Here is a 13,476-nt window from a genome sequence, read left to right on the forward strand (position 1 = left end):
CAAAGTCATCTGATCAGCTAAAGATGGTGAAGATGTTAAAACAGCAGCTTGTTGCTTTTCATCAGAAAGAGGATGAGGAACTGATGGAGGTAACGCTACACGAGTCTGATTTTCTTGAGAAGAAGATACCAAAACGCTAGAAACCTTCTGTGCTTCTCTTAAATGACGTGGAGGCCGTGACTTAGGAGGTTGCTTTTTAGATGGACGACGATCAGCCTTTTTTCCTCCAGAAGAATCCCCTTGATCAGACAAGGTAAGAGGAACCTTCATCTTCTTGTTTCCACATTGTATCTCAGTATTCGAACGTCCCATATCTTCAGAAGAATCCCTAGATAAATACCAAGTTGTAGAATAACCACTAGAACTCGCACATCTTTTTCTCTTCACTAATTGATACTGATAGGTCCCACCATCAACAGCTGTAATGCCCTTGCCCGAAAAATCTGTCAGAGTAAAATTAGCTCCTTCATTTTGGCTTCTATCGGTAACTAACGGAATCTCAGTAACAAAACTATTCCTTTGTGAGAGAGGACCTGTAATTTCAGCACCAGAATCTGCAACGTGTATTTTGTGATTACCTGCCCCCTCACCAATCGTCAAGTAATCACTTGCCTCCCAAGTAGCACTAATATTGAATCGAAAATGCAAATCCCCTGAAAGTTTCTCAACATGAAGTGAAATATGACGTGGATCATACGGAATAGAAGTAAAAATAACCGTTCCTCCATGTCCCCCTAAATCTTCAATTTCAATCTGAGGTTTTTCTCCTATATTCCGTTCACCGACCTCAAATATTGTTTCATCAGCTCTCTCTTCTATAGGAATCTTTTTCTTAGTGATATGGTTTGTCCTATCACCAGCAAACAAATAAAGTTCTCCATGATTATTGACCCTTACTTCTCCAACGACTTTTTGAATACCAGAGTGAAACCATGACCTAGCAGAATCCGTAATTGTTAAAGTATCCACAAACCCTTCAGGATATACAACTTGAATAGCCTTCTCCTTCAAAGTAGTAGCATAAGACTCTCCTAACGCTAAGACGTGTTGTCTGCCATTCTTAGAAATCTCAGCATACATTGATTTTCCCCCCTCTTGTCTTTGCTTCGCGTAAAGATTTTGTTCTCCGTTATCTCCTACTTTCGTATACCAAACCACTGCCCCATCATACACATTCTGCTGACCCACTGCTCCACTACCCCCAGAAACTGTAGTATTAGAAGCACTACTCCTTCTCTCCACGCTTGTAAGATCAAGGTTTGGTTCTTCATGAACAAACTGCTTACCTCCAAGAATTTTAGCATCTATTGCATTTCCTCCACGCGTAACTATTTGCATCCCCCCTTTTTTAATAGTGGAACCTACAGAAGTTGCTCCATTTTCAACAATCTCAACACTGCCATCCCCAACCACAATATTGCTGCTGAAAAGGGAAAGAGTCAGGGCTGAACCTTTTGGTATTTCTGCTCCATTTCCTAAACCTTCTACTATTGCTAGTCCTTTACTTCTGCTCTCAGCTGTACTTGCAATTTGCACAAGACAACTACTGATCATCAATACTGAAAAACTTAATTTGTATTTATACCGCATTATCCACACTCCATTCTCAATTATTTAGAAAAATATCCCACGGCCACGTAGGTAGCTCATTTTAGATTGTATCATAATGTGTTTTAATTATGTCTAAATACAATTTTTTAGTGTATTTTTTTAATCTAAACAACTATAAGTTGTTGATCTATAAACCACTAAAAAACTCTAACTTAAGGCAGAAAAACTGAATAAAATTCAAAATATTTATTTGAATTCAAGGAACAATTTGCATATTTGGAATTATGGAGGAAAAAATCGCATTCTTTAATGGCATTCTACTCCTCATGCAAAATAGAACACCCCAAACCAAATACATTTGCGTTACCAATTTACGGGCTTTTTTTAAGAGATATCTTTCAAAGAGCACTCAAGCCCATTTCACGATAATGCCCATGAAGGGTATAACGATAAAACCCCTATGAAATAATAAAAACCATTGAGCACGCCATCTTTACACTTATGAAGAGCAAACCAACTCCATCACACAGGACTTGCCAGCTCGTTCGTGTTGCGCGACAGCCCTTGGCACTTGAGACAGTTCATGAGAGGCATTTTTTCTTTGCTCAATCGTTTTTATTTATACGGTTCTCTCCGATTATGATCTGCGAGCAAATAATTGTCATTGGTTCAAAATAAAAAAGATTTGAACAGAAAGAATTTTACGGTGTTCGGGGTTCTAATTTAAGTTAAATGACGACAAATTATATATATAAATCAATATGTTGCTACAGATACAAACAAAGTCAACACAGAGATTGCGAAAATAAGAAACAACATGTGTGGCTAATGCAGAGCGCTACGGTTTCACAAATGAAAGCACTGTTTGGTTGGACTAAAGATAAATTGGACTAGAGATAAAATAGCATCGCTTTGTACCAAAACAGCCGATAGAAAATGCCTAGCAATAGAAATAATTAAAAAGCTACAAAAAATTGGGATTGGTAGAAAAGCAAATTAACGCAAACCACTGGAAACAAAATTCCTCCACACAATCGAACACTTTTATAATAATAAATGGCGGAGAGGAAGAGATTCGAACTCTCGAGAGCCTTTTGAGCCCTACTCCCTTAGCAGGGGAGCGCCTTCGACCACTCGGCCACCTCTCCAACGATTTGCATAAATGGTATCAACAGAAAGTTCAAGACATTTTCGATTTTTTTCCAAAATATCTGAAATTTTCCTTCTGTATTGATTTCATAGAGTGATCTCATGGGGATAAAACGTTAACAAAATAAAAAATTGTGTCCTTTTTACCACACCCTATCGAATAGTATATGTATACATTACAAAAAAGTAATTTCATATTTGAATATCTAAAAAAGATCAGTATAGCTAGAATGATAAGTATCGTGTATTTTTCTGTATCTTTGTCTTTAATGCGTTAGGCAAGAGATACTCTTTAGAAGAAGATTAAAAAGGACCTCGGAGATCCCATATGAATATAAAATCCCTTTTTTTAAGCTCTACAACAGCTTTTTTAGCTGTTTCTGGAGCTCATGCTGCTTCAACAGCGATTGCCGAACCTGAACCTGTAGAATATATTCGCGTTTGTGATGCTTACGGAAAAGGATATTTCTATATCCCTGGAACAGAAACCTGTATGCGTTTATCAGGAAATGTCCGCGCTGATTTTATAGGCGGTGATAATATCGATGCAACAACCGAAACTGAACTGAAAAACAAAAGAGATACCTATGGCGCAGCATCACGTCTCACCCTTGTTTTTCAAGCCGCCTCTGAAACGGAAATGGGAACACTTCGTTCATACGCAAGAATTTATTCAAACTGGGGGGATGGTAAAGATAATGCGAGTGCAAAGCTTGCAGCTGCTTACATTGAACTGGGTGGCTTTCGCGTAGGTCTTGATGATACAATTTTCAACAGCTGGACTGGTGATTATGGAAATGTTCTCAATGATGACAGCATAGCACCTGCTGGCACAACACGCACCAATTTTATTTCCTACACCTTTAGTGGTGACTCCGGCTTTTCTGCTATTATCGGCGCTGAATTAGGCAATAATGCAGATACTCTTCCTGGAATAGAAGGATACTACATTGATAAAGATGGTAAGCTTGTTTCTATCACGAATGATACTCTTCCGAGTAAATCAATTAAAAATTACACACCCAATGTGGTTTTAGGTATAAAGTTTATGCAAAAATGGGGTGGCTTTTCAGCAGTTACCGCATATGATACTTACTACAAAAAGTGGGCGGGAAAAATACGTGCAGATTTCAATGTCAACGATCGTTTCAATCTATGGGTAATGGCTGGTTATAAAAACGGCCTTGATTACTACACAGTAAATGAAAATGATGAGTTATCACGAAAAAGCACAACGATTTATGCAAACTGGGGTGGTAAATGGGCAGCTTGGGCGGGTGCCACTTACAAGCTTACTCCAAAAGCAAATTTGAATGCTCAAGTTTCTTATAGTGCTGTAAAAACCTTTGCAACTTCTGTAAATATTACATACACGCTGGTTCCAGGATTTGTGATTACACCTGAATTAACCTATGTTTCTTGGAATGATGATCGCGTTATAAAAGATGCAAATAATAACGAAAAACATCTTTTTAATGGGAAAAACGCTTTCCAAGGGATGATCCGTTTACAGCGTTCATTCTAATCCTATTAGGCTACAGCTTTTAAAAACTGGCAACATAAGTTGCCAGTTTTTACTTTTGAAATAAAATATCATGAACACCTTTTCCTGATACTTATTTCCTTATCTTTCTAACAAAAATGACTTAATTTCACAAAAATATTCTTAAAAAATGAACCTGATGTGCTTAATAAGAACACTGCACACGCGTTGACACATCACTTCAAACAATCAATCTCTTCTCCGTGCTCTTTAAAACATGAAAAATCCCTTTGCTTTATTAAAAAATTGATTTTTCCTGATAATTTACGCCTAACCTTTATTAATTTAGGTCATAAGCTTCTCAGATAAGTTCTGCACTCAATATTCAAGTTCACTGCACTAAACAGATAAAATACTGCCCCCCAGACAAAAAGCATCATTGTATTTTTGATATGCATGAATGTTCCTTATATAAATATCGTAAAACACAATGTTTTACAATATAGCTTTATTAAAGATTATAATCATCAAGAAACATGTCGTCAAAACTATGCCAATATTCTCTAAAGCAACAAAAGAGACAATAGATAGTTGCTCTCTTCCCCCTCTAAAGAACAAAGATTCCTACTCGTACAAGTCTATAAACAGCCCTGCTCTTCTTGAAGCGGATTTCATCTGCTAACCACTCATGCAATGCACCTTCATCAAAATAGACAAACAAAACATATTATGAATATTCATCATATACGCGAATAAAAAACACCTCACATATAAAATTTTATATAAACTTTATAGTTAACTGCCCTAAACGATAGCATTTGGCTATGAACGAGAATAAGACACATAGAATATGCCTTATAAAGAAGAGCAATATGAGACTAAATAACTGACTTCTTTACAACTTTAATCTCTTTTGGAGACTATAAAAAATATTTTTTCAAAAGCAAGAAATACATATTTTCAAAATTTTAATAAGACTACACCTCTATTTTTGCACTATGCCCTTCTTCTTTGTACTCTTTTTTAAGTGTCGCCGAACTTTCCTTGCACACAAAAAATACAAAATTCATAATCCATACTTTTCGTCTTTAATATTATGAATAAAGAACCAAGAAACAGCGCTACCTTTATCCAATATAAAGCCTAATCACTCTGAATATCTCACGTGTTTCCAAGATTATAGCTGTTCATGCATAGAAACACTTCTCAAAAGCTTCTCTCCTTCTGTTTAAAATATTTTTGACTCACAGGCTAATTTCATTGCAAGATACACACAAACATTTTTTATCTCGTTGTACCGTAAAACATCGTCATTTAAGAGTAGGAGATATAAGGCGCAAACACCTTCTTAACACAAGAAGTATTTATGCGTCATGAATATTCAAAATAGAACTTACCCGTAAAACCTTATATAATTGAATCATATGAGTGAAAAGCACTGTAGAGCCCTCTCGATACAAATCCGGATTATTGACAGACCAGCTCTGAGAAAAATTTTCATCCTTTAGGTGTGGGAAAACTTTCCTTATAAGAGGAAAAGACAAGTTTATGAAATTTAGAGGCTCATTTCAAAAAAAATAAATTATCATTATCAATAAATATCTTGCATCTCTCTCTTTTCTCTATAATTTCTAAGCACTCTGTTTATGTTCAATAACATATTGATTAATGAAAAACCTTAACATCATAAAATACTCTCATTTCCCCCCTTATAATGAGTCAATCAAGCTCATTCTCTTGCACATCACAAGGAGGATTAGCGTGTAAATGAAAAAAGAAACACTTTTTATAATCGTTTCGAGAACCAAGGCATTAGCAATATTAAGGGCTGAAAAATAGTATGACGCACTTAAGCATTTTTTACTAAATATAAAATGTGCAACAGACTATTCACCTCACAGAGAGTTTTACACTCTTTACAAACGTCATTCTAAAATATGTGTTGTGATACAACACTGAAAAAATTTGAATAAACACATAACTATACAACACAAGGATATAGTGCTTGAGGCATTCTATTGTAGGCCAAGAACATACCTCTATTATACTCACCATCTTGACTTTACACATTTTTAAACAGAGCGGAATATAAGACAAAAAAATAGAAAAACTTACTTCAGCAAACCGTAGAGTTATGTTTCTTTTTTCATGAAAGGCCTTATACTGTCCATAGGGTTTTTACACTATAAATGCCTCTTTTTACATGAAGCCAATCAATAAAAAGCAGCTTCTCTTAAGATCACATGTGATCATAACATATCTTTCAATTAAAACGCATTGAGTTCACGGAAAATACTTATCAACCAATGCATAAAGAATTGCTGCTGTTTCAACATCTAGAATCCCATCATAATTTTCTTGACGAAAATGAAGTTGAAATGCTCGGATCAAATCTTTGTATCCTGTTTGGGTGCACGCAGCAGAAATGTCATATCCATAACATTTTAGCTTCGCCAAAACATCTTCTTTGGGTGGCAAATTCTTAGAGAATTGCTCTTGATAATGACTTTTTAGGTCATCATCATACCATGCTCCTATACCTGCCCTATAAAGTTCCTTCCATGGAAAAGCTGCTCCTGGATCACTTTTTCTTCCAATGGCAATATCACTATGTCCCACAACATCAGTTGGCATAATATCGGGATACCGTTGCAGAATATTTAATGCAAGTTCCTTAACGGCATCAATTTGTATTGGGTTATAAGGAGGAAATATACCCCTCTCATCATGATAAGTCGTACAATCAACTGCCTCTTCTGAAGACTCAGAATAACCAGTCGCTAAATTAACGATTTCAACCCCGATAGATACATCATTGAGCTGACTATGCCCAGCCCATGAACTCACACCCGCATGCCATGCACGCTCATTTTCATCAACCAGATTAAAAATACGCATATCCTTAAAGCCTGCCTCACGATATGTCTGCTCTGAAGGATCAGGAACAAGATAGTGTGCACTAACCTTTTCTCCTGTAAGTGCCATAATCGAGGCTTTAAAATCAAGAGCTGTATAATGCATGACGAGAAAACGAACGCGACGATTAAAACTCTTGACAGAACGATAACTATTGTAATCAATCTGATACATAAAAGCCCTTTCTTTTTTGCTTAAAAAGACCACTGCACATCACAACAGATAGGATACTAACTGTTAAAATCCGCTGAACTTCCTATCTAGATACTAAGAATTACGACTGAAATTTGTTCATTAAAAACATTGATACTCTTATCAACAATTAAGACACATTTTTATTTCTCCCACACACGCGTAAAATGTTTTTAACCACATTCACAAATACACCACATTAAATATTTTTCCCAAAAAAATTCCTACAAATGACCAATCAAAAAGAAAACAAAAGCGTAAAATGATCACTCCTCAAATCTTCACGTCTTACAAAAAAAATAGTTCTTCCTGTTATCAAATTGAAAAATATCGCTCCTCGGGAAGCAAACACCCAACGGTCATGCTTACACAAAAACTTAAAGAAAAAATTTTATGAGGCCTTTACAGCAATTTATTATCCGATAACTGAACAGAAAATATTCACACGCAACACTTCATTGGCATATTTTTCAATAAAATTTGCAAAGATTTTCTCTAAAAGACACTGCTTCTTATCTTTTCACAGCATTGCTTTCTGATTGACAAAAGAAGCTCCATTATTGACAATACTTCAACCACACAAGTCTCTGGGCTCCTTTTATATGCTGTTAATAAGAGACAATACATTGATTTATAATCATAATTAATCATTATAAATATTGAGTGTAGCGAGATATAGTAAAGTTCTTAATCTTGAATCAATCAAAGTCATTTAATTACACATCAAAAGAAAAAACAGCCTATAGACAAAAACCCCTGAAGAAAAAGATCAAAATACTTCTTATAATAGAATGTTCAATAATTTAGGCAATATTTTACATCCCCATAGAGGTTCATTTTTTCTTCTCCATTTTCAAATATCTTTTTAAAACCAACCAAGCGGCATATTCTTGTAAGACGACACCTAAAAGTGGTCGCGTATAGGGAAAAATTATACGATCATCACCATAACCTTTCATCCGTATAGTTATGGTAGCATGTCCAAGGCTTTCTGCTTGATTTTCTAATGTCTCCAAAGAAGGCTCTAGGCTCACTTCAACCTCAAGCAGTGGAATATCTTGTTTACCTTTTTCTATGGGCTGAAAATATTTTAAAAGCAGCGGATCATTGGCAGACCAATGAACCTCTGCATGCATCGCTAATTGTTTAGAAGCAGTAGTAACTTCTGCACCAACCAAATATGGACGAAAATGATTTTCAAATTCTTCCACGAAATGTTGTTCCAAGGGTGCTTCTGATTGAGCAACCAGTTGCACCAAAACATAGGGACTTTTCCATAAAAAATGCCGCTCAAAGGGTTCATTTTCAAGATGATCATCAACCCACTGCGCAATAGTACTTTCATCAATTCCAATCAAAGTCCATGCATACCCCGCACGCGATACAGAAGAATATCTCTTCTCGTTGTGTTCTAAATAATTCTCTAAAAGCGCAAGAGCCTGTGATGGTGGACCAGGCAAAACAACAAGCGTACTTCCATCGCAAGAGAGATAAAACCCTGGTGCTGTGCCTGTAGGATTATCAAGTACGGTTGCTGTCTCAGGAAACAATGCTTGACGTGCATTACTCTTATCCGCCGTAATCCCTAATCGTTGTAATTGACCTTTTATTGTTTGCCAAACATCTTCATGATGTACCAAAGGCTGCTTTACAGCTTGAGCAACTCCATCGCGTGTTTTATCATCTGATGTTGGTCCCAATCCCCCACTGATAATGATAAGATCTTCTTGTCCAAGACAAGAAACAACAGTCTCACTGATTTGCTGTAATTGATCAGCACAAACAAAATGACGTGTGACTTGAATATTTCTCTTGTTCAAGCTTTGGCTTAAATCTTGTAAGTTTGTATTCAAATATTGTCCTGAAAGGAGTTCATCACCAATGGTAATAATGGCAGCACGATGAACAAAGACAGAATTCATAAGAGAATTGCGAACAGCTTCAGCCATTTGACGGGTAGAGGCTATACCTCCAAGATCATAGGTAACGGTTTTTCCAGCACGAATAACCTGATCAACACTCTCAGCCAGTTGTTTTGCTGCATCTTTAAAGCCTAAATGCTCTAAGAGTAAAGCCGTGGTATAAAGCATCGCAGAAGGATTGGCTTTATTTTGTCCAGCAATACGTGGTACGCTTCCATGAACAGGTTCAAAACAAGCAATCTCGCTCCCCACATTCACATGAGATGCAAGCTCCCCTCCTCCCATTATACCAGAGCCAAGAGTAGAAAGAATATTGCCAAACATATTTTCAGCAACAATCACACCAAACTGCTCTGGCTTGGTTGCAATCCACAAAGCAACCGCATCAACATCATGAATATCTGATTCAATTTCCGGATAGTTTTGCGCAATTTTCTCAAAAATTTCCTGAGCAAACTGACCACTTTCTCGCAGAACATTGGGCTTATCAGCAAAAGTAACCCGCCCAAACCCATGTCTGCGTGCATACGAAAAAGCATATTCAAATAACCGTTCTAAACCAAAGCGTGTCTGCAAACGAACTGTCCACGCGGCCTCCTCAAGCCCATATTTTGTCAAATTTGGATGTTTTAGCCAAACGGCTGTTTCAGGAGGAATACCCCGAAAATCCAATCCAGCATAAAGGCCTTCACTATTTTCTCTGATAACACAAAAATGAAAAGGACGTTGGGGACCAAAGATGTATCTTACAGGACATATATTCGCAAACAAACCTAACTTTTGGCGAAGTTGAAGTGCGGGAGAAACATAGCCAAGGTTTTTCTCTTTTAAATGCGGAGCAAGTTCTTTTAAAGCCGCTTCTTTTCCTTTACTGGTCACAGCACCAAGTAAAATAGCATCACTCTGAGTAATTTTTTGCCAAGTCGCTTGAGGAATAGGATCTCCTTCCTGTTTCCAACATTCAAAACCAATATCACCATAAGTCAATTCAATCGGCAATTGGAATTGCTCTAAGACCATCAGCGCAGCATCACAAACCTCTGATCCTATCCCATCACCAGGTAATACAAGTACTTTCTTTTTCATAGTCCCTCCAGCCACTCATCAATAACTGCATCCATCATAGTAGGATTATCCTCCCATAAACGCGTACCAGCACCAGAAACAATCTTATATTCATGGTTCAGATTATGACTTTTCGTCTGATTATCTACCGTTGCAAGTTGCGACTTTTCTCCCACTAAAGCTAAAAACTTCCCCTTATACTTAACTATTTCATCTCTAGCATCTATTTCTAATAAGAGTTTAAACCCTCTTGTCATGCGTTCAATTGCCACGCTTTTTTTTTCATCAGGAATCTCCAATAAGGCTCTTTTTTTCATAATGCCAGAAGGATGCATAAAACCATTGAGTATTTCCAAAGCCCCCGATAAATCATTATTTTCTAAGGAGGCAAGAATATCTCCAAGGCGCCGTTGCAAAACCTTATCTGGATAGCCAGGTGCATTCACAGCAAGCACAGCTTGAACATTGGGAAGCTGTACTGCCAATATTTGTACCAATGTTCCAGCCATAGAAAATCCTACCAACACCGTAGGCTCTTTAAAATAGCTTTTAAGTTTTTCTGTCATAAAAGATAAAGTCTCTACAACAGAATGATTGAGAACATGAGAACTCTTAGGAAAAAGAGAGAGTGTGTCCAGCAGAGTGACAGGGAATCCTTTTGTTGAACATAGCGTTGTCAATGGAGAACAAAAGACACCATCATCCCAAACTGGCATCACAGGAGAAAGAATAATAATAGGAAAGCGCATTGCTCAATTTTTCCCCCTATTTTAAAACATGCATTCAGGCAGAAACTCTTCCCACCCACTATCATGAAAATACAGATATGTTGAAATTCTAAACTCATAAGCTTCCCCCCCGTAATCAGTGATTTGTTAAACGCACACTAAGCCTGTGATAAATTTAACCCCACGCAATCAAACAACTTCATAAAAAAATTCATCTAATGTACAGGTGCCCCCATTTGTATAAAACATCAAAAGCATTTCCGCATAATGCTTTCTTTTTATCATTTTACTCAGCTTATTTCTGAAATCATAAAAACACGGGCATTTCGAATATAAATGATAAAACCAATGAGACAACACCCTGCTAACAAAGTTGCCATAGCCCGTGGGCTATGACCAGAGATTTTTCCGATAACCGCTGCACTGAGTGCCGCACTGCCTAATTGCAAAGACCCCATAACACCAGAAGCCGCTCCCGCAGCTTGCGGATGCGATGAAATAGCCAACGCTGTTCCTAACGGTAATAAAAAACCATTGCCAAAAGTAAGAACAGCAATAGCGATAAAACTTGTCACAAGGGGCCATGGGCTTAGATACATCTGCAAAGCAAAGAGCATGCCTCCTATAACAAAAATAATGTACCCTCGACAGACAGTTTTTTCCATAGACTCGCGTTCGAAAAACCATCGCGCTAAAAGATTTCCCAAAATATAGGGCAATGAAACACCAATATAGGTATAACTAATGTATATCGGCGAAAGCCCCAAAGTCGTGAGTAAAAAAGGCGATTCTACAATATAAGCAAAATAGGCTGCGTAAGAAAAACACGGAATAAGTGCATAAAAAATAAATTGTTTATTTCTAAGAACGCCTAGATATCCCTTCATAAATCCTATAGGAGAAAAATGCTGCCGTTTTTGAGGGGGTAGAGTTTCGCTTAGCACAAAACAACATAGCAACATGGTCAAAAATATAAAAAAGCTTAAAAAGATAAAAGTTGCCTGCCAATGAAAAGCTTGTATCAAAAGTCCACCAATGAAAGGTGCAAGTGCTGGTGACATTCCAATAAAAGGAAAAACAATCAAATAAAGTTTTCCAGCCGCTTTTTTATCCAACAAATCATTGATAATTGCACGACTTAAGACAAGTCCCGCACAAGCACCCAGACCTTGCAAGAAACGTAACACAAGAAAAGCGTGAATATGAACCGTATAAATCACACCAAGTGTCGTAAATAACCACAAGAATAAGCCCAATAGAAGTGTTTTTTTACGCCCAAAATTATCACTCAGCGGCCCATAAATGAGCTGCCCAAGTGCCAATGCCAACAAAAAAACCGCCACTGCACTTTGAATTTGAGATTGTGTCACTTGATAATATTGACGCATATCGCCCAGTGCCGGTAAAAAAATATCGGTAGAAATCAGCCCTCCTGTTGATAAACATACGATAAGTATAATGAATGGTAATGTATATTTATGTTTCATCAGGAAAGTCACACTTTTTATTTAGGTATTAAATATTATTTAATTAAATATAATTATATTTTATGCTTATATATGCAAATAATAATTATTAAAAGTGTTATTATTTTACTTTATAAAAATATTATTTTTTTATAGACAGCATTTTATTTTACAAACTTCACGAGCTAAAAAGTTACCCCCTAAATAAGCTCTCCTATACAAATACTTTGCCGTAATATTCCGTTGCTTTTTTCATTGATATTATAAGCAAAAGCATAATTTCTCTCTCCACGGCAACAGTCTCACTTTCTATACAATATCCATCAACGTTGATCGACAAAACGTAAAGCAGAAAAACAATCTCTAACGTATCTACCCCAAAATCACTATGGTGGCACATAACACAACAATAGCTTGAAGCCCCTATCAACACAAATAATTATGGAAAAAATCTTGATCTATCCCCTATACCATAAAATATAATGCTTTCTCTGCAAACCAACTCACAACCAAATATATCTTACTCATTTCATAAAACTCTTCATCTAAGATAAATATCAAAAAATTACCGTGTAACATATTAACAAATATGATGTCATAACAATTCAATAAGCTTTTTATTTAACTTAATCCATAATCTTTTATAACACTATGAATGAACGTTACTGATATTTATTTTTATCTTTAAATGCGCCTTCTAATCTCATTTTATAAATATTCTTCCCATAAAAACAGTAACACTTTTATAAAAATAAGCAGATATACCCCCTACTTTATAAGCTAGAAACCAATAAACGATAGTATACAATTTTTTTAAATTATTCTCTCTCATGAGAAATTCTATGATAATATGATAATAGTATACGGATAGACCGCCTTTTTTCAGACATAAGTGAGGTCTTTTGAATTGTATAGCCACATTTTACTTCTCATAACAAACATTTGTTTAAAGTATTTTCCTATTCCTTTTTGGCTCATATCTATTCCTTTTTGGAACATAATTA

General features: G+C 36.4%; 6 protein-coding genes and 1 tRNA gene. 1 reads left to right on the forward strand and 6 read right to left on the reverse strand.

Translation table 11 applies throughout. The annotated features are described in order from the left end of the window. Window positions 1-1,590: pertactin-like passenger domain-containing protein (locus tag ACFIM1_RS08540; RefSeq protein ID WP_375609710.1), on the reverse strand; the 1,590-nt coding region annotated here is incomplete at its 3' end. A gap of 1,018 nt (window positions 1,591-2,608) precedes the next feature. Beyond that, a tRNA-Ser gene (locus ACFIM1_RS08545) sits at window positions 2,609-2,699 on the reverse strand. Window positions 2,700-3,028: 329 nt separating this feature from the next. On the opposite strand from ACFIM1_RS08545, the gene ACFIM1_RS08550 reads away from it, so the two are divergent. Beyond that, window positions 3,029-4,225: a porin gene (locus ACFIM1_RS08550; RefSeq protein WP_375609709.1), complete on the forward strand. Its 1,197-nt coding sequence runs from the start codon at window positions 3,029-3,031 to the stop codon at window positions 4,223-4,225. Between the two features lie 2,241 nt (window positions 4,226-6,466). On the opposite strand, the gene ACFIM1_RS08555 is transcribed toward ACFIM1_RS08550, so the two are convergent. From ACFIM1_RS08555 to ACFIM1_RS08570, 4 genes are all read right to left on the reverse strand, one after another. After that, window positions 6,467-7,273, reverse strand: coding sequence for an N-acetylmuramoyl-L-alanine amidase (locus ACFIM1_RS08555; protein WP_375609708.1), 807 nt, complete (start codon window positions 7,271-7,273; stop codon window positions 6,467-6,469). Window positions 7,274-8,124: 851 nt separating this feature from the next. Then, on the reverse strand, window positions 8,125-10,299 hold the full coding sequence (locus ACFIM1_RS08560; protein WP_375607410.1) for an isocitrate/isopropylmalate family dehydrogenase: 2,175 nt from the start codon (window positions 10,297-10,299) through the stop codon (window positions 8,125-8,127). After that, window positions 10,296-11,027, reverse strand: a complete 732-nt coding sequence (locus tag ACFIM1_RS08565) for an alpha/beta fold hydrolase (RefSeq protein WP_375607409.1) — start codon at window positions 11,025-11,027, stop codon at window positions 10,296-10,298. The genes ACFIM1_RS08560 and ACFIM1_RS08565 overlap by 4 nt, the downstream gene beginning before the upstream one ends. Window positions 11,028-11,296: 269 nt before the next feature. Continuing rightward, window positions 11,297-12,493 (reverse strand): multidrug effflux MFS transporter, encoded by a 1,197-nt coding sequence (locus ACFIM1_RS08570; RefSeq protein WP_375608637.1) that lies wholly within the window; start codon window positions 12,491-12,493, stop codon window positions 11,297-11,299. Window positions 12,494-13,476: the final 983 nt, after the last annotated feature.

It is taken from the genome of Bartonella sp. AC158YNML (assembly GCF_042196725.1).
GTDB lineage: Bacteria > Pseudomonadota > Alphaproteobacteria > Rhizobiales > Rhizobiaceae > Bartonella.

Bases quoted from the DNA above. Each gene is read 5' to 3' on its own strand.
- ACFIM1_RS08550 (WP_375609709.1), top strand. From the start codon at position 3,029: ATGAATATAAAATCCCTTTTTTTAAGCTCTACAACAGCTTTTTTAGCT.
- ACFIM1_RS08555 (WP_375609708.1), bottom strand. From the start codon at position 7,273: ATGTATCAGATTGATTACAATAGTTATCGTTCTGTCAAGAGTTTTAAT.
- ACFIM1_RS08560 (WP_375607410.1), bottom strand. From the start codon at position 10,299: ATGAAAAAGAAAGTACTTGTATTACCTGGTGATGGGATAGGATCAGAG.
- ACFIM1_RS08565 (WP_375607409.1), bottom strand. From the start codon at position 11,027: ATGCGCTTTCCTATTATTATTCTTTCTCCTGTGATGCCAGTTTGGGAT.
- ACFIM1_RS08570 (WP_375608637.1), bottom strand. From the start codon at position 12,493: ATGAAACATAAATATACATTACCATTCATTATACTTATCGTATGTTTA.